The 22,930-nt window shown below is 44.1% G+C and carries 27 protein-coding genes and 1 pseudogene; 17 read left to right on the forward strand and 11 right to left on the reverse strand.

Features of this window, described 5'->3' with window-relative positions; genetic code table 11:
* Nucleotides 1-18 precede the first annotated feature (18 nt).
* From LP667_RS11830 to LP667_RS11860, 7 genes and pseudogenes are all read left to right on the forward strand, one after another.
* Nucleotides 19-903, forward strand: a complete 885-nt coding sequence (locus tag LP667_RS11830) for an IS3 family transposase (protein WP_120770892.1) — start codon at nt 19-21, stop codon at nt 901-903.
* A 29-nt stretch (nt 904-932) separates the two neighbouring features.
* Nucleotides 933-1,571: pseudogene (locus LP667_RS11835) on the forward strand (ABC transporter ATP-binding protein); the annotation flags it as partial.
* Nucleotides 1,572-1,601: 30 nt separating this feature from the next.
* The gene (locus LP667_RS11840; protein ID WP_021730967.1) at nt 1,602-3,383 is read left to right on the forward strand and encodes an FtsX-like permease family protein; all 1,782 of its coding nucleotides are present in this window, start codon (nt 1,602-1,604) and stop codon (nt 3,381-3,383) included.
* Nucleotides 3,384-3,405: 22 nt separating this feature from the next.
* Nucleotides 3,406-3,681 (forward strand): hypothetical protein, encoded by a 276-nt coding sequence (locus LP667_RS11845; protein WP_021730966.1) that lies wholly within the window; start codon nt 3,406-3,408, stop codon nt 3,679-3,681.
* Between the two features lie 27 nt (nt 3,682-3,708).
* Complete coding sequence (locus LP667_RS11850; protein WP_021730965.1) at nt 3,709-4,080, forward strand: GntR family transcriptional regulator; 372 nt, start codon at nt 3,709-3,711, stop codon at nt 4,078-4,080.
* Nucleotides 4,077-4,955, forward strand: a complete 879-nt coding sequence (locus LP667_RS11855; RefSeq protein WP_021730964.1) for an ATP-binding cassette domain-containing protein — start codon at nt 4,077-4,079, stop codon at nt 4,953-4,955. Before LP667_RS11850 ends, LP667_RS11855 begins: the two co-directional genes overlap by 4 nt.
* Nucleotides 4,945-5,754, forward strand: coding sequence for a hypothetical protein (locus tag LP667_RS11860; protein WP_021730963.1), 810 nt, complete (start codon nt 4,945-4,947; stop codon nt 5,752-5,754). Before LP667_RS11855 ends, LP667_RS11860 begins: the two co-directional genes overlap by 11 nt.
* Before the next feature lie 118 nt (nt 5,755-5,872).
* Here LP667_RS11860 and LP667_RS11865 read toward each other — a convergent pair whose 3' ends face one another.
* Entirely contained in the window at nt 5,873-6,343 is a 471-nt protein-coding gene (locus tag LP667_RS11865; protein WP_021730962.1) for a universal stress protein, read from the reverse strand.
* Between the two features lie 212 nt (nt 6,344-6,555).
* Here LP667_RS11865 and LP667_RS11870 point away from each other — a divergent pair, with 212 nt between their 5' ends.
* On the forward strand, nt 6,556-6,792 hold the full coding sequence (locus tag LP667_RS11870; protein ID WP_021730961.1) for a hypothetical protein: 237 nt from the start codon (nt 6,556-6,558) through the stop codon (nt 6,790-6,792).
* A gap of 70 nt (nt 6,793-6,862) precedes the next feature.
* Nucleotides 6,863-7,279, forward strand: coding sequence for a GtrA family protein (locus LP667_RS11875; RefSeq protein WP_021730960.1), 417 nt, complete (start codon nt 6,863-6,865; stop codon nt 7,277-7,279).
* Between the two features lie 137 nt (nt 7,280-7,416).
* Here the strand turns inward: LP667_RS11875 and LP667_RS11880 are convergent, their stop codons facing one another.
* Nucleotides 7,417-7,890 carry a hypothetical protein gene (locus LP667_RS11880; protein ID WP_033609349.1) on the reverse strand — a complete coding sequence of 158 codons (474 nt, stop codon included), beginning with the start codon at nt 7,888-7,890 and terminating at the stop codon, nt 7,417-7,419.
* 175 nt (nt 7,891-8,065) lie between these two features.
* Between LP667_RS11880 and LP667_RS11885 the strand changes: the two genes are divergently transcribed.
* Both LP667_RS11885 and LP667_RS11890 read left to right on the forward strand, forming a co-directional pair.
* A complete protein-coding gene (locus LP667_RS11885) occupies nt 8,066-8,392 on the forward strand; it encodes a hypothetical protein (RefSeq protein WP_021730958.1) in 327 nt (108 codons plus the stop codon).
* Nucleotides 8,393-8,781: 389 nt separating this feature from the next.
* Nucleotides 8,782-8,964: a hypothetical protein gene (locus tag LP667_RS11890; protein ID WP_021730957.1), complete on the forward strand. Its 183-nt coding sequence runs from the start codon at nt 8,782-8,784 to the stop codon at nt 8,962-8,964.
* Nucleotides 8,965-9,002: 38 nt separating this feature from the next.
* On the opposite strand, the gene LP667_RS11895 is transcribed toward LP667_RS11890, so the two are convergent.
* From LP667_RS11895 to LP667_RS11905, 3 genes are all read right to left on the reverse strand, one after another.
* On the reverse strand, nt 9,003-10,193 hold the full coding sequence (locus LP667_RS11895) for a MalY/PatB family protein (RefSeq protein WP_021730956.1): 1,191 nt from the start codon (nt 10,191-10,193) through the stop codon (nt 9,003-9,005).
* A gap of 328 nt (nt 10,194-10,521) precedes the next feature.
* On the reverse strand, nt 10,522-11,022 hold the full coding sequence (locus LP667_RS11900) for a hypothetical protein (protein WP_033612149.1): 501 nt from the start codon (nt 11,020-11,022) through the stop codon (nt 10,522-10,524).
* Nucleotides 11,023-11,234: 212 nt separating this feature from the next.
* Nucleotides 11,235-11,873: an LVIS_2131 family protein gene (locus tag LP667_RS11905; RefSeq protein WP_021730954.1), complete on the reverse strand. Its 639-nt coding sequence runs from the start codon at nt 11,871-11,873 to the stop codon at nt 11,235-11,237.
* Between the two features lie 192 nt (nt 11,874-12,065).
* On the opposite strand from LP667_RS11905, the gene LP667_RS11910 reads away from it, so the two are divergent.
* The 3 genes from LP667_RS11910 (at nt 12,066) to LP667_RS17085 (ending at nt 14,953) form a co-directional block, all read left to right on the forward strand.
* Nucleotides 12,066-12,383: a hypothetical protein gene (locus tag LP667_RS11910; protein ID WP_021730953.1), complete on the forward strand. Its 318-nt coding sequence runs from the start codon at nt 12,066-12,068 to the stop codon at nt 12,381-12,383.
* A gap of 1,161 nt (nt 12,384-13,544) precedes the next feature.
* Complete coding sequence (locus LP667_RS17080) at nt 13,545-14,072, forward strand: helix-turn-helix domain-containing protein (RefSeq protein WP_054519414.1); 528 nt, start codon at nt 13,545-13,547, stop codon at nt 14,070-14,072.
* Nucleotides 14,063-14,953, forward strand: coding sequence for an IS3 family transposase (locus LP667_RS17085; RefSeq protein WP_056988819.1), 891 nt, complete (start codon nt 14,063-14,065; stop codon nt 14,951-14,953). The genes LP667_RS17080 and LP667_RS17085 overlap by 10 nt, the downstream gene beginning before the upstream one ends.
* A gap of 161 nt (nt 14,954-15,114) precedes the next feature.
* Here LP667_RS17085 and LP667_RS11930 read toward each other — a convergent pair whose 3' ends face one another.
* On the reverse strand, nt 15,115-16,845 hold the full coding sequence (locus tag LP667_RS11930) for a glycoside hydrolase family 13 protein (protein WP_021730952.1): 1,731 nt from the start codon (nt 16,843-16,845) through the stop codon (nt 15,115-15,117).
* A 143-nt stretch (nt 16,846-16,988) separates the two neighbouring features.
* Between LP667_RS11930 and thrC the strand changes: the two genes are divergently transcribed.
* From thrC to LP667_RS11945, 3 genes are all read left to right on the forward strand, one after another.
* The gene (gene thrC / locus LP667_RS11935) at nt 16,989-18,482 is read left to right on the forward strand and encodes a threonine synthase (RefSeq protein ID WP_056988469.1); all 1,494 of its coding nucleotides are present in this window, start codon (nt 16,989-16,991) and stop codon (nt 18,480-18,482) included.
* Nucleotides 18,483-18,496: 14 nt separating this feature from the next.
* The gene (locus LP667_RS11940) at nt 18,497-19,294 is read left to right on the forward strand and encodes a Cof-type HAD-IIB family hydrolase (protein WP_021730950.1); all 798 of its coding nucleotides are present in this window, start codon (nt 18,497-18,499) and stop codon (nt 19,292-19,294) included.
* 71 nt (nt 19,295-19,365) lie between these two features.
* Nucleotides 19,366-20,001: a pentapeptide repeat-containing protein gene (locus tag LP667_RS11945; RefSeq protein ID WP_021730949.1), complete on the forward strand. Its 636-nt coding sequence runs from the start codon at nt 19,366-19,368 to the stop codon at nt 19,999-20,001.
* A gap of 213 nt (nt 20,002-20,214) precedes the next feature.
* On the opposite strand, the gene LP667_RS11950 is transcribed toward LP667_RS11945, so the two are convergent.
* From LP667_RS11950 to LP667_RS11970, 5 genes are read right to left on the reverse strand one after another with little or no spacing between them, the layout of a single operon-like run.
* Nucleotides 20,215-20,817: a sugar O-acetyltransferase gene (locus LP667_RS11950; RefSeq protein ID WP_021730948.1), complete on the reverse strand. Its 603-nt coding sequence runs from the start codon at nt 20,815-20,817 to the stop codon at nt 20,215-20,217.
* Nucleotides 20,818-20,832: 15 nt separating this feature from the next.
* Nucleotides 20,833-21,399, reverse strand: a complete 567-nt coding sequence (locus tag LP667_RS11955) for an NUDIX hydrolase (protein WP_050584254.1) — start codon at nt 21,397-21,399, stop codon at nt 20,833-20,835.
* A gap of 3 nt (nt 21,400-21,402) precedes the next feature.
* A complete protein-coding gene (locus tag LP667_RS11960; protein WP_021730946.1) occupies nt 21,403-21,783 on the reverse strand; it encodes an HIT family protein in 381 nt (126 codons plus the stop codon).
* 15 nt (nt 21,784-21,798) lie between these two features.
* A complete protein-coding gene (locus LP667_RS11965) occupies nt 21,799-22,545 on the reverse strand; it encodes a 3-oxoacyl-ACP reductase (RefSeq protein ID WP_021730945.1) in 747 nt (248 codons plus the stop codon).
* On the reverse strand, nt 22,545-22,766 hold the full coding sequence (locus LP667_RS11970) for a DUF2829 domain-containing protein (RefSeq protein ID WP_021730944.1): 222 nt from the start codon (nt 22,764-22,766) through the stop codon (nt 22,545-22,547). The genes LP667_RS11965 and LP667_RS11970 overlap by 1 nt, the downstream gene beginning before the upstream one ends.
* Nucleotides 22,767-22,930: the final 164 nt, after the last annotated feature.

Here is a 22,930-nt window from a genome sequence, read left to right on the forward strand (position 1 = left end):
TGGTCATCAATCGACCGGATCTCAAAATATCAGGCAATTCAAGAACTAGCCGGTAAATATCCCATAAGTTGGTTGTGTCAAGAAGTCGGGATCAAGCGGAGGTCATATTATAAATGGTTGAACCGGACATTAACCGCTAATGAACGACTAAATGATGAGCTAGTTAAATTCATGCTTAAATTAGAAATTAGCCATAATTATATATTTGGTGTTGAAACCTTAGTTATGCACATCAACGAAGAGACTGAGTACCATGTGAATGCCAAACGTATCAGAAGATTAATGCAAGTTAACCATATCAAATCATCGATTCGCATTAGTAAACATGATCGTAAAGCGGAATATAAAGAAATGATGTCAGCCAATATCATCAAGCATGATTTTAATCAGGAAGAATCTAATAAGGTTTGGACAACCGACTGTACTGAATTAAAATACGGTAATCAAAGTCTCAACAAACTACGACTTAGTGCCATCAAGGATTTACACGATCACAGTATCGTTGCCTGGGCGATCGATGATACCGAAACGACAACACTGGTGACAGCAACTGTTAATAAAGCAATGAAAAGTAATGACCTGGCCGCCAACGAATTAATTTTACACACTGACCAAGGTTCGGCCTATACATCATTAGAATTCAATCGGGCCCTTAATAGCTATGGCATTTGCCATAGCATGTCAAGACCGGGGACACCTGGAGACAACGCGCCTATGGAGAGTTTCTGGAGTCATTTAAAAGATGAGGACTTAAGTTTTAAAACCGCATTGACCAAAGAAGAATTACTTCAAAACATTACCAAAGCAATTGACTGGTACAACAACGGTCGACGTCAAAAGTCATTAAAAGGCATGACCCCGACAGAATGTCGAAATCATGCCCTCCGATTTAAAGCATCATAATTTATATTATTTAAACTGTGTACTTGACAGGGTGTAGTGCCGCATCTGGTTCGGGGAAAACCACCTTGCTCAACATGCTCGCCACGTTAGACCAGCCAACTAGTGGGGAAGTCACCATTCATCAACAACCGATTACACATTTAAAAGGTAATCAGCTTGCTGATTTTCGGGCCAAAGAGATTGGGTTTATCTTCCAAGATTTTAACTTATTAGAAACAATGACGGCTTATGAAAATATTGCCTTGCCATTGTCACTACAAAACACACCGGTAAAAAAAATCAAACCAGCCGTTGAAAAAGTCGCGCAACAATTGGGGATTCAAGAATTCTTGGCGAACTACCCTAATGAATTATCTGGTGGTCAAAAGCAACGTGTCGCGGCAGCCAGAGCTTTGATTAACGATCCTGCTATTCTATTTGGTGATGAACCAACTGGTGCCCTTGATTCTAAGTCAGCGCGTGAATTACTTGATTTATTCACCAAAATCAATCAAGAACGAGCCGTCTCAATCTTGCTAGTGACCCACGACCCATTTTCAGCTAGCTTCTGCCAACGAATTCTCTTTATTAAAGACGGACAGATTGGTCAGGAACTCAAACGTGGGGATCTCAGCCGCAGTGACTTTTATCAACAGGTGCTTGATAACCTCGGAACGTTTGAACAGTAAGTCGAAACAGTAAAAGGAGTACTTTAAACTATGTTAACTAAACTTGCAATGACCGGTTTCAAACACCGGTGGCGCGACTATCTGGTCCTCTTCTCAGGGCTGATTATGTCTAGCGCAATCTTTTATATGTTTGAAGCGCTGGCCACCAATCAAGATTTCTTAAAACAAAATACGAGCATTAGTATGGTCGGCATCATCTTCCAATTCGGTTCTGTGTTACTTACCATCATCACGTTAGTCTACATTGGCTATGCCAATTCATTCTTATTAAGTATGCGTAAGCGTGACTACGGACTTTTCATGCTCGTTGGTGCGCGCAAGAGTAAAATCGGCCAATTGATTTGGCTTGAGACGCTGCTCGTCGGCGTCACTGCAACCATTGTCGGGATTCTCGTTGGGACGGGCCTAACTGTCGGTGTGAGTCAGATTCTAATTAATAGCCTTGGTTTAACGCTCCACCGATTTGCGGCCTGGTATACACCAGCTGCCATCGCCACCCTATTACTATATGTCGGCTTATTCCTAATTGCTGGCTTATTCAACCTACTAGCATTAACTAAGACACCGGCCCTGAAATTACTACACAGCAACGACCAACCTAACCGGCCCCAACTAAAACCAGCTCGCCAACTGGTTGAAATCGTTGTCGGCGCTATTGCGATTGCAGTTGGGTACTGGTCAATGGCCAACTTAAAGACTTTACAACTCATGGGTATTGGTATCGCCCTCGTAACAATTGTTTTAGGGACTTACCTCTTATTTAATGCCATTTTTGTTTGGTTAATGGTCGCACTCAAACGCTTCTCATTCGCCCAACGTGGCTTGAACGGCTTTACTTTGTCACAGCTTAGTTTCCGGATCCGTAATTACACGAAGATGTTATCTATTGTGGCAATGTTATTTGCACTAGCACTCGGCGCAATTACTGTTGGGATGGGTTTCCACAGTCAAATTCCATCAATGGTTAACATTAACAACGCCTATGATATGGGGTTAGTCAACGCAAGCAAAGCCGAAAAGGCCCAAATTGCCGCAATGAAGCCTAAGACAACTGCTACCTATCGTTTCAAAGCAACTAAGAAAGTTATCTATTTCCAAGCTGATGAATTTAACCGGCAACCTTTTGCCACTATTCACACCGAAGACAAAAAGCAACTAACTTTTAGTACCGTTCGTAACGACGCTACCAAATTGCAAAAGTCAGCTGAAAATTATCAATTAATGCAACTTCAAAGTGGCGTTATGGTAACCGCAACGCCAATGTTCTTATCAAAAGCGGCTTACGCTAAAATCGCCCAACCTGAGCAACGACTGACAGTATTCGCAACTAGCAGTGTCATCGAGCACCGAACTGCCCTAGACAAACTGGCCAAGCATCATTTTCATACCACAAGTCCCGAACAATTCGGTGGTCGCTATGCAATGTATCTGACGGTCAACAGTATGTATTCTGGCCTTGAATTTATGGGCATGTTCCTTGGAATTGCCTTTCTTGCCATGCTTGCTAGTTGCTTGATGTTTAAAATCCTATCCGGTGCTGATGCTGATCAACACCGGTACCAGATGCTTGATAAAGTCGGTACCACTAAACGGCAACTCACCGGTGCCATTAATAAAGAGATTGCAGTTCTCTTTATTCTTCCTGGCATCGTCGGCATCGTGCACGTCTTATTCGGACTACAAATGTTCAAGATCATGATGATCACATCACCATATGCGGGTATTTGGTTGCCATTCTTGATCTTTGCTGGTCTCTACTTGCTCTATTATCTCATTACGATCACCATCTACCGGCGAATCGTTTTACAATAACCTTTCGGAGGAGGGAAAAATCATGGTATACTTTGGATTAGTCGCTTTATTAATCGTTATTACACCATTACACCGTTACGTGCTCGCAAATCGTCGTCAATTCTGGTTAGGGACACTCATGCCGCTTTTGTGGCTCGGCGTTAACCTAGGCTTAGCTACCCAGATTGTCTTTGAACATCAAGACACCCTACTGGCCGTATTGGGTACCCTCCTCCTACTCTCTAGTTGGATTGCTGCCCGTATTGACCGTACCGAACGACAACTGCACCAGCCGCAGCAAAAGGTCACAACGAAATAGGGCAATCACTGCAATGAGGTGAATAAAATGCAGTTCAACTTTAATAGTACGGAACCAATCTACTTGCAGGTTGCCGACCAGATCGAAGAAGCTATCTTTACGGAAACCTTCGCTGAAGGTGAGCAAATTCCTTCGACAACCGAGATTTCTAAAGAATTTCATATTAATCCTGCAACCGTGCTTAAGGGCATGAACATCTTAGTGGATGCCCAATTGATTGAAAAACGGCGCGGTGTCGGGATGTTTGTCATCACGGGGGCCCAACAACGGATCGTTGAAAAACGCCGGGACCAATTCTATACCGATTACGTCAAAAAACTAGTCAGTGAAGCGCATAAGCTGCATATTACGCAGACTGAATTAGCTAATTTAATTGAACGGGGGTTTTCCGAATCATGAGTATTCAAGTTCAGGCTGTCCAGCAGGCCTTCCACGGCCAAACCGTCCTGGATAATCTTAACCTAACGATTGCACCGAATACGATTTACGGCTTACTAGGCCGCAACGGTGCCGGCAAAAGTACGTTATTAAATATTATTAGTAATCGCATTTTTGCTGACGATGGCACAGTCACCATGGATAATGAGTCGATGCGTGACAATGACCACACATTAGGTAAGATTTACTTGATGAGTGAAGTCAACCTCTATTCTGAACGTTCGCGGGTCAAACAGTTATTCAAGACCACGGCCCTATTATACGGCGATTTCAATACCGCTTACGCTGATAAGCTGGCCCATACCTTCGGACTCGACTTAAATGCACGCTTTGGCAAATTATCGACCGGTTACCGAACAATTTTCAAACTGATTATTGCGTTATGTGTGCCAGCTGAATACATCTTCTTAGATGAACCAGTCCTAGGATTGGACGCTAATCACCGCGAAATTTTCTATCAAGAATTGATTGAAACGTATAGTGACCACCCCCGTACATTTGTGATTTCGACCCATTTAATCGAAGAGATTACGAATTTGATTGAGCACGTCTTCGTTCTGGACAATCATCATATTATCGTTGATGGTGATGTCACTGACATTTTAGGGCAATCCTACGCGGTGACTGGCCCACAAATCGATGTCAGCACTTATACAGACGGCTTAAATATTATTGGCAAGGACCATCTTGGCGGTATCACAGCCCACTATGTCTACGGGCCATTAAATGACGATCGACCAATTCCTGACACGGTCAAAGTCGAGCATTTAGATCTGCAAAAACTATTTGTTAACCTGACTAATACCAAGGAGGAGGCCGCCGCGCATGTCAATTAAAGTTCGTAATACCACCCGTTATTTATTAACGGAGCAATTGAAGATGACTGGTTGGTCAGTACTCGCTTTATTCGCAGTATTTGGCGTACTTCCGTTACTATTCGCGCTTATTACGGGTAATATCCGGCAGTATTCTCCGCTTGGTAACTTTGCCGATTTAAGTCTTGGTGCCTTGTTCTTTATGCTTATCTTCATTGTGGGAGCACTCACCTACGATAATTTCAAACTCTTTATTCAAAACGGGATTTCTCGACAAACTTACTTTCAAGCTCGGGTACTAGCATTACTCATGCTTAGCGGTTTTTTTGTGATTATTAATGCCATTTATTACTACGGTATTCACGCTCCGTATTTGCACTGGAGTACCAATGCCGCGTTGATGAAAACGGCCTATTCGATGTATGGCTACGCCTTGGGCAGTCACATCTGGTTGAACCTTTTAGCTAGCTTGTTCTTCAACTGGATTTTCTACATTGGCGTTGGCCTTACAGGCATGGCCTGTGGCACGTTACTCGCATTATTTGGTAAATGGGCCAAAACAATTTTGATTATCGCTACCCCCATCATTGGTGTACTTATAATTTGGGTGCTCATCGTCATTATGACCCGTAATCAATCGAACTATAATTACACGGGGCTAGAGAACTTCTTCAAGTTTATTGTCGGTTACCCTAGCCACGGTGAGGCTAAAAATGGTTATCTTAACCCAATTATGCCATTCATTACAATGCTGATTGGCTGCGGTATCATCGGTAGCCTTGCCTACCTGTTCAACCGTAAATTAAGAATCAGAAATTAAATTCATTGAAACAGAATCCGTAACCTTAAAAATAAAGCAGGTCGTGACGTTGTTAACATCACGACCTGCTTTATTTTTTTATTACTAGTAACAACGTTGACTTGGTTAAAAACTAACGCTACTTCTCAACCTGCGTATTTTGTAAGTCCGTTTTGACCACGATTACGTCCGTCAGCGCATTCCGTTGCACATACGTCGTGACCGAACCTTCAAGTACCCGTTCAACGGCGTTTAATCCGGTTGCCCCCATCATGATCAGATCATTATGATGATCCTTAACAAAGTCCTGTGAAATAATAGGCTTGGGGCTACCCATCCGGATATGAAAGGCAATATCTGTAAAACCATCTTGGTTGACTTTATCAACCGTTTCTTTCAAATAGGCTTCAGAATCCTGAACTAATTGATACGTAATGTCACCATCCGCTAAACCAGCTAAGTTATACCCAAACTGACCAGGATCGATGACCGCTAACACATCAATATGCGCCTCATTACGTTTGGCGACTGCAACTGCCTTATCAAGCGCAATCTCAGCTTGTTGTGACCCATCTAGGGGAACTAAAATATTCGAATATTCTTGTACCATTGACGTCACGCCCTTTCCATCTATTAGTTCTATTTTACCATTTATCAGCGTTGGTTGCGCTATCATTTATGGAAACCCATTAACGATTCCCACTCATTCACTCATAAACCGTTCATCAGCAGCATTTGCTTTACATAATATTTACAATAACGACATTTGATATTTACAGTTGTGCTTTACAATTGGAGTTAATCCACTTGGGGGTGAGTTGTATGCTTTCTTTAGGTATTCAGCCAGGGTTAATCGCCAGTCAAACAATTGTCATCAATGATGTCCTTTCATATCAAGTACGCTTACGTAAATTACGGGTGGGTCACGCCCCATTCCAGCTTACGATCATTGCAACTACAACATTGGGCCGTCTGACCGTCATGCACCTTGGCTATCATGATTTGCTTACGGCCCGCACGGCGTTCAATCACCAACTTCACCAACTTGAACCCCGCTAAAATTAGCCAACACGTCGCTGTATTAATATGATAGGATGGTACCTAGTAATTAATAAGCGGGGTAATATCTGTGGGACAACTTATCAAGCAACTCTGGCATCGCTATCAAAGCGTTCTATCTTATTTAATCTTCGGGGGCTTAACTACTCTCGTCAATATTGTTGTTTTTGGCATTTTTAATCATTTTTGGCCGTACTGGTTAGCCAATACGATTGCTTGGTTCATCTCGGTACTATTTGCCTACATCACCAACAAGCTTTGGGTTTTTGATTCCAAAACGCCGACTTTCCAAGCCGTTTTGATTGAAATGACCTCATTCTTTGGATTCCGTTTACTGAGTTTCTTCATTGATGAAGGTATCATGATTATTGGGGTCTCAGTACTTCACGGTAACGACCTCATCGTCAAGTTAATTGACCAAATTATTGTGGTCTTACTGAATTGGTTCTTTAGTAAGCTATTTATTTTTAAAGACCGCGAGCATTAAATCTCACCAAATTAGGCTTATAAATAAGCGCTTCAGGAGTTTAGAAAATTCCTGAAGCGCTTATTTGCTGCACAATGAATATCCACCCGAACGTCCTCTAATTCTTAACCCACCTTTTACTTGAATAGCTTGACACTTCAACCGATTTGGCGTTGCACCGTATGTAACGTCGCTAACTTAGTGGCTACATCATCAATATTGACACCATCCCAATTATAGAAAACAAATTGTCGTCCACACCGCATTTTAATGACCAAATGACGTGCTGATGACGCATACCCATTTCGAATTTCAGCCTGATCTGTAGTCAGTGCATAAAATTGAATATCATCGACATTTAACACTAATTCGCCGATGCGAACGACGACCTGCTGATTGACTGTCGTTGGTGGACAAACCAACAAACAAGTTCCATCATGATGCTGATACCGTAGCTTGACCGCAACTAAACCGGCCGCGGTCAACTGGGGGGTGAAATAAAATTCGGCGCCAATATGCAACGCACTCACAGGCCAAACTGCGCTTAGTTGAAACCTAAAGTGTCGACCATGAAAATCCGTTAAAATCCCTTGATTGTAGTCCGGACGGATCATTGTAATATGTCCAATCATGATGCCTCATTCCTTTCATTTAGTTACTGATAATGTATCACGCTGCACAGCCATAATTGGTGTTAAAACTCAAAATCACTTGATTTTAACAATTTTTATTAAAATAGTAATTAAATTATCCTTACTCATGCTAATATTTGAGTTAACCAATCTTATTTATCGGAGGACATCTTTAATGAAATTCACCAGTCAAGAAGCCGATTACTTAATCAACCTATTAACCAATCAATTATTATCGCTACTAGGTCGCGTGAACCGGTGGCAAACACACAGTTTGAGTCAACAACAGTACGACCAACAAGTCCAAGAGACCCTTCAGCCCGAGTTAACCATGCTCACAACGATCAGTACCAAACTTCAGCCACAGGCCAACGATTCAATTCAACTCGGCGCCATTCAAACCGGCATTACTAAACTGCAAGCGGCAATGACGTATCAATTAACACCTGACCAGCTCGCTCATGCTAATGAACGCCGTCTCAATCGACATTTCCGTGATTGAACGTCTTTTTGACGACTCCAAAAATTAGCAAAAACATATGGTAATTATTATGACAACGTATGAAGTCTAAAACTAATAGTCGCCCTTGATGACGTGGGCAATTATCATATAAAGCTTTGGGAGCAGTCAGTCACCGCCCCTTCATTTGATTGCAATAAATTATCAGCACCGCTAAAACAGAGTTTAAGGTCGCTATTGCTTAACAGGCAGCAAGTTGTATGCACCTTTTCAATTGTTTTTAATACTGATATGTCACTTTTTGCAATTGAATCATAGCTAAGTCGCAATCCTTAACAGAAAATTCAAATTTCGATCACGGGATGGCTATTTTTTCTCGGTACAATGGTCTTATCGATTAACACAACCACTTGACTGAAGGAGGGCCTCCCATGTTCTTAATTGTCTACTGTATATTTGCTATTGCGGTCTTTTTCTGGATTTTTGGCTTCGTTAAAACCGCCATCATTATCGGCATCCTGGCACTGGGCTTGATTGCCTACTCCTTCATTCGCCGAGAGATTATTCGGCGGCGGTTACTTAAACAACGTACGGTCACCAATAAAAGTCGCTAAAAAAATTCCAACACAGCGGTGTCGGAATTTTTTATTATCTATTTCTGTGCTAAGCAAGTCACGATCCGGTTAGCCGCTTCATGCACATTTTGTGGATCAGTCGCTAAGTTTAAGCGTACGAAGCCCTGATCATCAGGACTAAACCATTCGCCAAAATCAACCGCAATCTGACATTGATCTTGAATAAAAGCTTTCGTCTGAGTAGGCTGCACATAGGCGCGTAAGTCTAGCCACGTCAAGTACGTTCCTTGTAGCTCCGCTAAAACTAACTTAGGTGCGTGGGCCGCAAAAGTTGTCCGCAAATATTGATAGTTATCATGGACAATCGTTAATATCTGATCTAACCAAGCGGCTCCTGATTCATAAGCCGCTTGGCCAGCTACTTGGCCCAATACACTAATTTCAGTTTGCGTGAACCGACCAATGTGTTCATCATAACGTTGACGTAATTCAGGATTAGGAATAATGATGTGTGAATTTAAGAGGGCTGCGATATTAAACGTCTTAGACGGCGCATTAACGACAATGACCCGATCACTAAAGCGACCATCTGCCACTGTTAACGCAGATTTAAACGGATGATTAGTCCGATCAATTTCTAAATCCTGATGAATTTCATCAGAAATGACCAACACATGGTACTGTTCACATAACGTTAACAGCCGTGTTTCTTCATCCTCCGACCATATCCGCCCAACTGGATTATGTGGCGAACATTGAATGAATAACCGAACTTGATTCGTCTTGATTTGCCGTTCAACATCCGCAAAGTCAATCGTATAGTGGCCATGATCATTACGCAATTCCGACGTGACCAATTGCCGATGATTATCCCGGACCGCGTTAAAAAATGGATAATACACTGGGATCAAGATTAGCACGCCATCGCCTGGTTGCGTTAAAATATTCACTAGTGCGTATAATGAATTAACGACCCCACTACCAAAGCGGATCCAATCGCGCTTCAAGGCTAATCCGTGACGCGTCTGCTCCCAATCAATAAAAGTACGGTAATATCGCTCTGGGGTAATCGAATAGCCGTACACACCATGGGCGACTCGCTCCTGCAACGCTTGGGTTACTTGTTCTGGGACTTTAAATTCCATGTCGGCGACCCACATTGCCAATAAATCAGGATTACCATAGCGAGCTTGTAATGCATCCCATTTCAATGAATCCGTATGCCGACGTGTTGTCGCGTACTTCTTAATAAATGCTGCTTGTTCCATCTTAAAGCCCTTCTTTCTCAACAAAAAAACTTCGTCCTTAATTCTTCTAAGGACGAAGTCTACACTCCGCGGTACCACCTATTATTACAGTCTCGCTGTCGCTCACGCAACACTATCGTTACGTTTAACCAACTTATCGGTGGTTAACCCGGGCTAACAGCGTCAACCGTTAACCAACTCCGAGTTCATCTTCACAATAAGCTAATGGTCAAATTACACCATTGTTTTGACTCGCTAGGCATCAGCTTATCGCTACTCTTCTCATCAACATTTAATTTTTACGTTGTTTCTAAGTTACAACGCAACTACCAAAATGTCAACAACGTCTTTAAAATTGCGCTTGCTCTAGAACCTGGTAGCCATCAATCCGCTGCTCTGCAGTTGGAAATGCTCCGGTCTGTAAGAAACGTTTAGCCTGCATCACGCTTGGCGAACTATTCGCCCAATTTAATTGGTCCAAAGGAACCCGCGCAGCACCTGCCGATACAGCTTCAGTATAGTGTGGTCGGTCATGTAATAGTTGTCCGCCCACTGGCTCTAATAAATAATAAATATTAATTAACGTTGTTGGTAGCTCTAATGCTGCTAAGGCTGGAATCGTGAGTTGGACAGTACCTAATTGTTTAGAAATGACGGTTTGTAGTCCTGTTTGAAGTTGTGCCATTTGACTAACGGACTCACTCAATGTGGCCCGCGTCGTCACTGGTGTCGTTACTAAATCATAACGATTTTTGAACGGCCCTATTAAACATTTATTAAGGACCATGGCCGTTGAATCACCAATGATACCACAAACAAATAGTGGACTACTTGTTGGTTCGTTAATCATTAATTTTTTCCTTCTCTCAGTCATACGATTAAGCAGATAAATTAATTAGCCTATAAAAATATAACAGTTACATTTTACCGTACAATTATGATAAGGTTCCTAAAAAAAGCATGCTAATATAAATATTTAACAACTTTTAATAATTCTATGAAAAAAAATCGAATCTTGGCTACTAAAACGCACAAGGTTCGATCAATGTAGTTTGTTTATGATTAGTTAGACTGAACATCCGTGGTGTTAATAAACGATTGCGCTGGTACCCGAATCAGCCAACGAGTCATCGCTTGATGGCCAACGTGAATGCCCAAGCCATTCCAAAATGATGGTTGATAAGTGGCCGTTAACTTAACTGCGTATGCTTTTTCATGGGCACGATCCTGCTTAACTAATTGCTTTTGTGACCACGGAATACCAGCATCCGCAACTTTAACTTGTGACAAATTCGTAACTACCGTCGCTTTGTTACTAGAAACGGTATACTTGGCGCCATTGACCCAATAATTATAAATATGCACTGGTTTTTGCGTCGTTCCCCGATCAACCGCGACATAGTAAGAACCATTGGTGCCAACGCGTAAAACTAAGGGTTCTACTTGATAACTCACCTTAACGTCTTTAGTATCTGACAGAGAAACTTGATGGTTAAAAGTCACGTAACCCATACCAACCAACAATCCGAGACTGACGATTAATTCAACGGTGGTAATGATAAGATTTCCCCACTCAAACGTATGCTTACGCTCCACGATCATCTTGATGCGTCGTACGCGAATATGATGAAATACCCACACGACTAACGCCAAAACAATGATCCACGCAATGATCCCAATCCAATTCCATGCAGAAGTCATTGATTGCCAACCCTTTCTCAATTACATTATTATGTTCTAATTGTAAATAATCCGCCCTTAAATAACAAGTAATCCAACAAATTCACAGCAAGCACTCAGAGATAGATTGTGAAAATAATCACTGAAACGGTGCCAATGTAATCGAATTCATGGTAAAATAAAGTTATTAACTTGTAGAAAGAAGGAGTACACATGATCGCGTCACTAATTTATTGGGTTGTTGTGGTCGGATTGATCGTCTGGGGTGTTTGGATGGCCATTCTTTCCGCATACTGGGCTGGTCAAAAACAAAATGGTAACATTTTCTTTATTGCAATTATGAATACCTTAGGTGCCTTAGCCGGTCTCTTAGTATGGTGGGTCTTCAATAATCAGGATTGGCAATACTATTGGCTCTCAAGCACCGTCAAGACAACCAACCTCTTAGGAATCGTCCTAATCTGCTACGTTGTCTTAATTGTTATTGAATTCATTCAAGGTCGTGGCATCAAACCTGAAACAGCTAAATAATGATTATTTTAAACGCCAAGCAAGTTGCTAGGCGTTTTTTATTATCAAATGCGAAAACAAGCTTGCCCTTCAGTACTTGTTACAATGATAACATTTACTTTGTCATGCCTCATGATTCGCATCTAGTTATCAGATGAATGTAGTCAGATCCGGAGATTGGGGTAAGCTGTGCCTAACTAAACCGAATCCAATTTAATGATGTATTTTTTATTATAATTAATAAAAAACAACTAGCACAACACGTAAGGTTAACGTGTTGTGCTAGTTACTGTTGGGGATAAATCATGATTAAAACGTGCCAAATAGTTAAGGTCAAAAACAGCCAGCTTAGGCCCGCTGAAAACAATTCGAGTTAGCGTAAACCTGCCTAATTAACTGCGTCCTACGCCGACTTCCAGGCATTTCTGCCAATTGCTGGAACGCGATGGACACAGATTTAAGCCGAACCCCACGTCTTAAATACTGGTCTTCCACTAATCAAGCACAGAACGCTTGACAAGTGGAATTTCATCGCTGAGCATTGGCCGAAATGCCTTCCAGTTGGGACAATATTCGAATGGCTGACAGGGACCTACCCAACTTTTGATGGATTGATCGTTACCTTTCTCAAGCGATAGCCTTATCATCAAACTGTCAGACTGATAATACTATTGTGATAGTGTAACGATGCCTAAGTCGCCATGCTTAGTATTGGAATAGCTAAAATGGACGATAGCAACTTAACGTTTAATTGAAGTGCCAGTATCAAGATATTCAATAACTAATTGTGCCAAGATAAGTGGCCGTTCATCTGCCATTCGAGTGGCTTACCGGCCGTAGGGGCTGGGTGACAATGCTCAGTAGCCAAATTATTCTTAGCTGGAAGTGACCTTTTTCCGGCTTAGAATAAGACTCGTATTTGAGATTGCGCAGTGGGCTTTTGCGTGAGCTCAAATCGACGTCGGCTGCGTTCCAGCAATTGGCACCCAGCCCCGGAGGTCGGAATAGGACGAGCACGTGCTGACGAACAACAAACCACCTAACCAGCACGTTTTAATCATGATTCATGACAGATTAACTACTACAACGCGTATTAGCCTTATAAAAAACGATTCTCAAAAACATTGAGAATAAAGTGAACCCCTAAGGTTGGACACCAAATCTAACCTTGGGGGTTTTACTATGTCAAAATTTAATTTAGAACTTCGAATAAAGGTCGTTACTGAATACTTATCTGGTAAAGGTTCACCGTCTCTAGCTAAGAAGTATCGCATTAGCAATCATGCAATCATTCTGGGTTGGGTTCATCGATTTGAGCGGCGAGGTATTGAAGGTCTAAAAGACCGGTCAATGTCCCAAGAATATTCTAGTCAGTTCAAAGTCGATGTATTAAACTGGAGGAAACGAAATCAAGCTTCGCTTCCAGTGACTGCCTTACACTTTGACTTGTCGTCGCCAAGTACGATTTGGCAGTGGGAAAAACACTTCCAGGAATCTGGAATAGCGGGACTTGAGTGCAAACGAGGGAATCCTAAGACCATGGCCAAACACAAGCAGAACAACCCCAAACCTGAAAAACCACAGACTCCAGCCGCAGAATTGAAGCAGCTAAAACAAGAGAATCAAATGTTAAAAATAGAAAATGAATTCTTAAAAAAACTCGATGCCTTAGCACGAAAGAAGTCAAAACACACGAACTCATCGAACTAGTAGACGAGTTAAGGCAGAATTTTCAAGTTTCCATCAAACTAGTTCTTAAGGCTGTTCGTATTCCTCGCAGCACGTATTATTATGCTAAGGAGCATCGTGGTCGTAACTTAGATGATTCACAAATTATTCAGGCAATTGATGAGATTCGTCAACAAGATCCAAAATATACTCGGAAATACGGGTACCGACGAATAACCGGTGCTTTACATGACGCTTATGGCTTTAAAATCAATCATAAGCGGGTCTTACGGATTATGCGGGAACAAGACTGGCTATGTGGCGCCTTTAATCGGCAGAAACGAAAGTATAATTCTTACAAGGGAACTGTTGGCGTCATCGCCCCAAATCGACTTAAGCGACGATTCAAAACAGATCGGCCTTACCAGAAGTTAGTCACCGACGTCAGTGAATTTCGATATGGGAACCAAAGCCAAAATGAACGGGTTTATTTAGAACCAGTCCTCGACCTCTTCAATGGAGAGGTTCTGGCTTTCAATATCAGTGACCACCCGACCGTTGAATTCGCTTTAAAGCCTTTGAAAGAAGCCCTAAATCAAATACCGGTGTTAGATTATCGGACGACTGTCCATACTGACCAAGGGTTTCAGTATCAGCATCGCCACTGGCAAAACACGCTTAAAGAGCACCATGTATTTCAGAGTATGTCGCGTAAAGCCACTTGTCTCGACAACGCCGCCATGGAGTCGTTTTTTCACATTATGAAAGTCGAGGTTATGGATGAACATTTTGAGACCAAAACAGCGCTTATCGAAGCTATGAACGAATGGATAGACTTCTACAATCATCGGCGCATCAAAACAAAACTGGACGGCAAGTCCCCGATAAAATACCGGGAACTTACCGTCCAGAAAGCAGCTTAATAAAGTTGTCCAATTTTAAGGGTTCACTTTAGAATCGTTTTTTATAAGGGACTGTCCTAAAGGCTGCTACCACCGATAATCATTGAACCGTATCAGTCTTGAAGATTTCAATTGGGGCAACACCAGCAGTGGCACCCCGCCAGTCAACTTGTGACACTGCTTCACGACTGAGCTACGGTTAATTCAAAGCCCCCCGGTGCCACTTCATTTGTAGTAACACCCGCTGCTAAGATTGGTGTAGTGCCGCTTACTGTTGGCACTGCCTGTGTGCCTAAGTTAAAGTGGCCTTGAATCGTCTGTTCAGCATCCGTCCGCGTTAAGGTCAGACACTGACCGTCAATCGTCCATGTCAGCTGACTAGCTGCCAAGAAATCGGCCTGTTGCCGGCGGAACTTGATCAAGTTAGTCACAAATTGGCGAACTTGTTGTTCCTGCTCATTAGGTTGCCAGTTCATGCAACGACGATTATCAGGATCGGCCCCACCAGCCATTGCCACTTCCGTCCCATAATAGACACATGGACTTCCCGGCAACAGCATCAATAAAGTTAGTGCAGACTGAAATTTAGTTAGATTACCGTGCAACGTTGTCAGTAACCGCGGGGTATCGTGCGTGTCTAAAGCATTGAACATTGCTTGTTGATTAGGTTGCCGATACATCATTAACTCAAGATTCGTTTTACCTACATAATCTTCAAGGCTGAGTTCACCATTAAATACCGCCATAATTGGCTGCGTCAGCGGATAATTCATGACCGCGTTAAATTGACCATTACCGACCAACGACTGGCTACTATGCCACGATTCACCTAATAAATAAACATCCGGTTTGACCGCTCGCAATGCCCCACACAGTTGCCGCCAGAAACCATGGTCGACCTCATCAGCAACGTCAAAACGCCAAGCGTCAATGCCAAATTGTTCGATCCAGTATTTGGTCACGTCAATCAAGTAAGCTTGTACCGCGGGGTTCTGGGTGTTGACTTTCGGCATCGCTGCCCCCGTCGCAAAGGTTTCATAATTAAGCTGCTTCGTCTTCGGATCACGCCCCACTGGCCAACCATGAATATGAAACCAATCGGCAAAGCGTGATTGTTGACCATTCTTAATGACATCTTGCCACTGCGGTGACTGCTCACCGAAATGATTAAAGACGGCGTCTAACATCACACGCATGCCCCGCGCATGAGCCCCATCGACCAGTGCCTGAAAATCAGCCTTGGTGCCAAAGTGCGGATCAATTTCAAAGTGATCGATCGTATCATACTTATGATTTGATGGTGACGTGAAGATGGGACACAAGTATAGGCCATTAACTCCCAGTGCGGCTAAATCATCTAAGTGTGCCGTAATTCCTGGCAGATCCCCACCGTAAAATGAATCACGATGGACGGTCCCTGCGCCCCACGGTTGAACGTTGGCTGGGTCATTTTGCCGCACACCATTTGCAAAGCGTTCAGGAAAGATCTGGTACCAGACCGTCTCCTTGACCCATGCTGGTGGTAGCTCCGCATCGCTGACGTGCATGTATGGCATGTGAAAATAATTGCCCACCGTTTGCCAGTTAGTGACCACGTCGTCAAAGAAGCCCCCTTCACCGTAGCCAACCGTCGCACCGGTCGTATCCGTAATCAGAAAAGCGTAGACCACCCGGTTAGTCGGTACGGTCAGCGTCGTTTGCCAGTACTGGTTGCCCTGCGTCGCTAATCCTGGCTGCATCACCAACCGTTGTAGATCCGTGGTGCCTTCCTGCCATAAGTAAGAATCGGCAAATAAAATTTCGACTTGGGCCACATCATCGCGCGCAGTTTGTAGCCGAATTTGCAATTGGTGGGCCGCTAACACCGCCGTATCTTCACTTTCAGGACGATGCCTAATTCCAGCTAGTTGCATTATCAGATCTCCCTCCATGTAAACGGTCTCATTATCAACTAGACCATTTACGTCAATTATCCTCATGATTTTGGTTAAAACGTCCCCGTTCACCCTGATTTTAGTGTATCATTTAGTCAAAATCAGTTGAAAGGACGTTATCCATGAAAACACTTTATCGCAGTACCCGCGAAACTGCAAGTCACACCATGACGTCATCACAAGCCGTGCTTCAAGGTCTGACGCCAGATGGTGGCCTCTTTGTGCCCGTGACGTTACCGACCGCTAATTTTGACTTCGACCAGCTCGCCACGATGAGCTACCAAGAAGTTGCTTACGAGGTCCTTAAACTCTTCTTCACGGATTATACCGCTGATGAATTGCACGCTTGCATTAACGCAGCTTATGGTGATCAGTTTGACGATCCCCAAATTGCGCCAGTCACGAAGCATGGTCAGCAGTATTACCTAGAACTCTTTCATGGACCGACCATTGCATTCAAAGACTTGGCCCTTCAAATCCTACCGCATTTGATGACAACGGCAGTTAAAAAGAACCATTTACAAGCCGAAGTCGTTATTTTAGCGGCCACCTCGGGCGATACGGGTAAAGCTGCCATGGCCGGCTTTGCCGATGTTGATCAGACTCGCATCATCGTCTTCTATCCAAAAGATGGTGTCAGCGCAATCCAAAAACAACAGATGGTGACCCAAACCGGAGCTAATACTAGTGTTGTCGCGATTAACGGTAACTTCGACGAGGCCCAAACAACGGTCAAGAAACTGCTAACCGACCACCAACTACACGCGGAATTAGCCGCCCACCAGTTCCAGTTCTCAAGCGCTAATTCCATCAATATTGGTCGTTTGTTCCCACAAGTGGCCTATTATGTCTACACCTACGCTCAACTTATCAAGCAGGGGCAAATCAAGAACGGTGATGAGATTAACTTTAGTGTCCCAACTGGAAACTTTGGGGATGTTTTAGCCGGCTACTATGCCAAACAACTGGGCACGCCCATTCATAAACTGATCTGTGCTTCCAATCGTAATAACGTTCTCACCGATTTCTTTAATACCGGGACTTATGACAAAAACCGGGAATTCTTCCTGACGAGTTCACCGTCCATGGACATCTTAGTCTCAAGTAACTTGGAACGGTTGCTCTTCTACTTGACAGGATCGGACGCCACGGCGACTGCTAAACTAATGAATGATTTGCAAACAACCGGCCGTTATACGATTACACCGGCAATGCGTGCTAACTTAGCTGATTTTTGGGCCGGCTTCGTGACTGAAAGCCAAGATCAAGCCGAAATTCATCACCTGAACCATGCCCATCACTACACAATCGATCCACATACGGCCGTGGCCTCGGCGGTTGCCAAACAATATCAGGCCGCAACCAGAGATCAACGGCCAATGGTGGTCGTCTCGACTGCTAGCCCGTATAAATTTCCCCAAGCCGTTCTAACGGCCATTACTGGTGAGCTCAGTGCGGTAGATGGCCTGGCCGCAGTCGATCAGTTACATGAGTTGATTCAAACACCCATTCCAGCAACGGTCACAGCCCTCCGTACTGCGCCCGTGCGCCATAAGCAGGTTGCGGATGTTGATGATATGGGAACGACCATTAAAACAATTTTAAATCTTAACTAGAAAGTGTGACCAAGATGATTACGACCATTGCGTTAGACCTAGATAATACGTTATTAACTTCTGAGAAGACGATTTCGCCGCGAACTGAAACAGTTCTCAAACAGCTGCATTCGGCCGGCAAACGGATTGTACTGTGTACTGGGCGACCAATTAAGGCGATTCAACCATACTTACAACAACTTGAACTTAACCAACCAACTGACTACGCGATTACCTTTAATGGTGGGCTAGTTCAGCAAAACACGACTGGTGACGTCCTTGCTCGTACTAGTGTGACCAAACAAGATTTACAACCCTTATTTGAGCAAGCCCAGCGCGATCATTTCTACTTAGACGTGATTGATTTGAAGCAAGTCTACTCCATTACGGACCTAGGCAAGTCACCATATGAAGACTTCTTACAAGGCTTAATGCCATTTAAGAATGTTCGTTTTGCCGACCTGCCTGCTGATGATTTATTCGGTAAAGTCGTTAGTGCTGGTCAAGACGCTAAAACGGTCCAGGCCCAATTATCAAGTCAAATTACCGATTTCTTCCACGTGGTCCCATCCCGGCGGACTTTGTTGGAATTCTTACCACCGCATACTGATAAGGCCAGTGGTTTGCAACAACTGCTCGGTCACTTTAATGAAGACTATGACAACTTGATGGCCTTTGGTGACGAAGAAAATGACCTGGGAATGCTAACCGCTGCTAAGGTTGGCGTGGCGATGGCGAACGCCATTCCAGCAGTCAAGACAGCGACCACCCATGCGACCCTGAGTAATGACGAGGACGGGGTCGCCGTGTTCCTAGAAAATTACTTCAACTGATCCCCAACTGAAGCCTGTAACGGGCTTCTTTTTTAGCACACCAACTCAAAATCAAACTAACGAGGTGTCCCATGCAAGCTCCCCGCATTATCCCAGCAGAATTAACGACTGGCGCTTTTTTCGATATTTTAGCAGATGAGGACCACAGCTTAAGTTATATTCAGGTTAGTGAAGAAGACGTGAGTCACCAGCACATCGAGCACCCCATGCTGGATCACGTCCACTTCGAAAATGTCCGGTTTACGGCCAGTCAATTTGAACGGCTTGACCTGACCGATGCCGTCTTTATCAGCTGTGACTTTTCTAATTGCCAGTTTGAAAAAGCCAGCTGGCTACGCGTTCAATTCAAAGATTGTAAGCTCGTCGGTATCGATTTGAACGAGGCCGCCCTCAATAACGTCGCCTTTGACCACTGTCAGCTCGACTTAGCCATGCTGTGCGACATGCGGTTCAAAACCGTGACCTTTGATCACTGTCGGCTTAATGGAGCCAGCTTTATGAACAATCGGCTAACGACCGTCAAGTTTAACGAAACCAACCTCGACCAAGTCGCTTTCAACGATACCGCCCTCAAAAATATTGACCTAAGTACCTGTCAATTCGAGCGTCTCGAACTGGACACGGCTGCAGCACGCGGTATGATCGTCAATACTGATCAAGCGGCTTATTTGGCCGCTGCTTTAAACGGCATCAAAGTTAAACCTTGATACTGGTGAACTTACAGGAACTAGTCACCGTACGAGTGAGTGACCAAGCTGACCAGCTCACAAGATCAAGGACGATTAAGTACTGATTGGCAGGTGTCCGGTGCTTTTACCAATAACTATGCACGTATCTGTCAGAATACTTTTATAACCTTAACACGCAAAAACACCACATTCGCGAGTATTGACCTGCGAATGTGGTGTTTTTGGCGTTTATCATGCCAACTCAAATTGCTCACCGGTATAACCAGTGCGGTCAGCAGCTGTAATTGGGCGAATGACTTGGCAAGGATTGCCAGCCGCAATCACGTTAGCTGGAATATCGTGAGTTACCACGCTGCCACCACCAATAATCGTGTTAGCACCAATGGTCACACCTGGTAATACGGTGACGTTGGCGGCTAACCAACAACCGTCACCAATTGTGATTGGTCGGGCAATGCAGCCCCCCTTAATGCGTTCGGTTGCATCAAACAAGTGATTGCTTGTGTAGAGCCCGACTTTCGGTCCCAATAAGACCTGACTACCGATCGTAATCGGTGCGCCATCTAGCATCACGCAGTCATAGTTCGCATAAAAATCATCACCCAAGTGAATATTACGCCCAAATTCAACGCGAAAATTAGGATTTACAAACGGCTTATGACCAGCTGAACCGATCAGTTGCCGCAATAAAGCTTCCTTGGTCTCTGGATCAGCCGTTGCGTTCACCGCGTTAGTTGTTAATGTCGCTTGGTCCCGTAACGCCGTCAGTTCCGAATCAGTATCCCGATATGGCTGACCAGTTGCCATGTACGCAAATTTCTCATCTAAATTCATTCTGCACCCCCGCTTTTATCGAATAAAATTCAAATACCATGTCAGTGCACAGATGCCTTGAGCTGAACGAATCTGGCCATTCTTTAATAGTTCAATCACTTTGGTAAGCGGAACAAGTTGCGTATTCACGTATTCATCCGCATCAAAATGCCGTTCACCATGTTCTTGCGGATCAATGTGGGTCAAAATCAAACTGACCGTTTCGTCCGTGAAACCCTCCGACGAGCTGATTTGCGTCATGATTTGTGAGTCGTGGGCAATGTAGCCCGTCTCCTCTTGTAATTCACGGGTCGCGGCCGTGAGCGGATCCTCCCCCGTATTGATAAGACCGGCGGGTAAACTAATCGTCTCGGCATTGCGACCAACCCGGTACTCTGATCCTAACACGACTTGGTCATCAGCGGTCATCGCCAAAATCGTGACGGCATTCCCATGCTGAATCAAATCACGTTTTACTTCTAATCCATCAGGTGTTTCAATCGTTTGTTTGACCAAATCAAAAATCGGCCCATGGTACACCGGTGTCGTTGATAGGACCTTACCGGGCCGGCCAACTTTCTCAAATAAATCTGACATACACATTCACTACTCCTTAGTTTTTCTCGAATCCGGTACACCATCCGGCAGCATCTTACGAATACCACCCGTGGGGTCTGGCACGTCACCTTGATATCGCGGTATCAAATGAAGGTGACAATGCATTACGGTTTGGCCCGCAGCTGGTCCAACGTTAATACCAATGTTATAACCATCCGGATGGTTATGCGCATCTAGATACACTTTTGCTTGGGTCAATAAGGCGAGCATCGCATTCCTGGTCGCCGTGGGCACATCAAAATACGTGGCATAATGTGCTTTCGGAATAATCAACAAATGCCCCGGACTCACCGGATGCTTATCGAAGAAGGCCGCTGCTAAGTCATTTTCCAAAATATACGGCAACGGCTGACAAAAAATACAAGCCATGCCAAAATCCCCTTCCTATTTTGCTAACCAACCACCGTCAATTGGAACCACCGTACCATGAATATAATCAGCGTGCTGGCTCGCTAAGAATAACGTCAGGTCAGCAACTTCTTGTGGTTGCGCCCAGCGTTTAGCTGGCGTCTCGTTGGCGACCCACTTCGCCATCTTGCCATCACCAGCAAAGTCGGCGGCATTCATAGGCGTATCGATGGCGCCAGGTGCAATACAGTTGGCTCGAATTCCCTGAGCCGCGTAGTCCAAATCAAGTTGTTTCGTATAGCCGATAATAGCGTGCTTAGCCGCTGTATAGGCCGCACCACCGCCACCACCAACGAGACCAGCAATCGAAGCCATATTCACGAAAACACCATGTTGTGCAGCTAACATTGTGGGCAACACTGTGTTAACCACAATAAACTGGCTCGTCAAGTCTGTCGCCAAAATATCTTGCCACATTTTTAAATTCGTCGCTAAAGTTGGTTGGTACGCGTCCAATTTACCAGCCGTATTACACACAATAGTTGGATCGCCGAGGACGTCAATTCCCGCTGCAATCGCTGCAACTAGCGCATCAGCATCGGTCACGTCAGCGATCTCATAACACAGTGTTGCCGTCGATTCTAAAGCTTGCGGCTGTGGTTGCCGATCGATGGCAATCACGTTAGCCCCCTGTGCTAGGAAACTCTGGACCTGGGCTAAGCCAATCCCGGAGGCGGCCCCAGTGACCAAGACAGTCTGTCCACGATATTCATCAAATTGCATTAGTCAACCAACTGCCAGTCCGTCGCTAAAATGTCACAATCGGTCGGTGACCACATACTATAGGCTTCATCGTCCGTCTTAATTAAAAAATACGGGTTCAGCGGATCACCTTTAAAGGTCGTCGGTGCTTGTAGTTCTACAAATAATTCCGTGCCTTCCCAACCTGTCCGAACGGCACGTTTGCCAGCTTTTAGTGCGGGTAAGATTGCTTCAAATGTCATTATAAATGCCTCCAATTATTAATACCCAAATCGTATCATAATCATGCAAGGAGTGACAGGTAAAAATTGGTACCAACAAATTGTCTATTTTACTGGTACGGACCAATTATTTGTGCGATAATGTAAGCGAATACAGAAATTAATTACTACTTGGAGGAATTTTT

Source organism: Lactiplantibacillus paraplantarum (genome assembly GCF_003641145.1).
Classification (GTDB): domain Bacteria; phylum Bacillota; class Bacilli; order Lactobacillales; family Lactobacillaceae; genus Lactiplantibacillus; species Lactiplantibacillus paraplantarum.

Coding starts and splice junctions, on each gene's coding strand:
- LP667_RS11840 (WP_021730967.1), top strand. CDS start 1,602: ATGTTAACTAAACTTGCAATGACCGGTTTCAAACACCGGTGGCGCGAC.
- LP667_RS11845 (WP_021730966.1), top strand. CDS start 3,406: ATGGTATACTTTGGATTAGTCGCTTTATTAATCGTTATTACACCATTA.
- LP667_RS11850 (WP_021730965.1), top strand. CDS start 3,709: ATGCAGTTCAACTTTAATAGTACGGAACCAATCTACTTGCAGGTTGCC.
- LP667_RS11855 (WP_021730964.1), top strand. CDS start 4,077: ATGAGTATTCAAGTTCAGGCTGTCCAGCAGGCCTTCCACGGCCAAACC.
- LP667_RS11860 (WP_021730963.1), top strand. CDS start 4,945: ATGTCAATTAAAGTTCGTAATACCACCCGTTATTTATTAACGGAGCAA.
- LP667_RS11865 (WP_021730962.1), bottom strand. CDS start 6,343: ATGGTACAAGAATATTCGAATATTTTAGTTCCCCTAGATGGGTCACAA.
- LP667_RS11870 (WP_021730961.1), top strand. CDS start 6,556: ATGCTTTCTTTAGGTATTCAGCCAGGGTTAATCGCCAGTCAAACAATT.
- LP667_RS11880 (WP_033609349.1), bottom strand. CDS start 7,890: ATGATTGGACATATTACAATGATCCGTCCGGACTACAATCAAGGGATT.
- LP667_RS11885 (WP_021730958.1), top strand. CDS start 8,066: ATGAAATTCACCAGTCAAGAAGCCGATTACTTAATCAACCTATTAACC.
- LP667_RS11890 (WP_021730957.1), top strand. CDS start 8,782: ATGTTCTTAATTGTCTACTGTATATTTGCTATTGCGGTCTTTTTCTGG.
- LP667_RS11895 (WP_021730956.1), bottom strand. CDS start 10,193: ATGGAACAAGCAGCATTTATTAAGAAGTACGCGACAACACGTCGGCAT.
- LP667_RS11900 (WP_033612149.1), bottom strand. CDS start 11,022: ATGATTAACGAACCAACAAGTAGTCCACTATTTGTTTGTGGTATCATT.
- LP667_RS11905 (WP_021730954.1), bottom strand. CDS start 11,873: ATGACTTCTGCATGGAATTGGATTGGGATCATTGCGTGGATCATTGTT.
- LP667_RS11910 (WP_021730953.1), top strand. CDS start 12,066: ATGATCGCGTCACTAATTTATTGGGTTGTTGTGGTCGGATTGATCGTC.
- LP667_RS17080 (WP_054519414.1), top strand. CDS start 13,545: ATGTCAAAATTTAATTTAGAACTTCGAATAAAGGTCGTTACTGAATAC.
- LP667_RS11930 (WP_021730952.1), bottom strand. CDS start 16,845: ATGCAACTAGCTGGAATTAGGCATCGTCCTGAAAGTGAAGATACGGCG.
- thrC (WP_056988469.1), top strand. CDS start 16,989: ATGAAAACACTTTATCGCAGTACCCGCGAAACTGCAAGTCACACCATG.
- LP667_RS11940 (WP_021730950.1), top strand. CDS start 18,497: ATGATTACGACCATTGCGTTAGACCTAGATAATACGTTATTAACTTCT.
- LP667_RS11945 (WP_021730949.1), top strand. CDS start 19,366: ATGCAAGCTCCCCGCATTATCCCAGCAGAATTAACGACTGGCGCTTTT.
- LP667_RS11950 (WP_021730948.1), bottom strand. CDS start 20,817: ATGAATTTAGATGAGAAATTTGCGTACATGGCAACTGGTCAGCCATAT.
- LP667_RS11955 (WP_050584254.1), bottom strand. CDS start 21,399: ATGTGTATGTCAGATTTATTTGAGAAAGTTGGCCGGCCCGGTAAGGTC.
- LP667_RS11960 (WP_021730946.1), bottom strand. CDS start 21,783: ATGGCTTGTATTTTTTGTCAGCCGTTGCCGTATATTTTGGAAAATGAC.
- LP667_RS11965 (WP_021730945.1), bottom strand. CDS start 22,545: ATGCAATTTGATGAATATCGTGGACAGACTGTCTTGGTCACTGGGGCC.
- LP667_RS11970 (WP_021730944.1), bottom strand. CDS start 22,766: ATGACATTTGAAGCAATCTTACCCGCACTAAAAGCTGGCAAACGTGCC.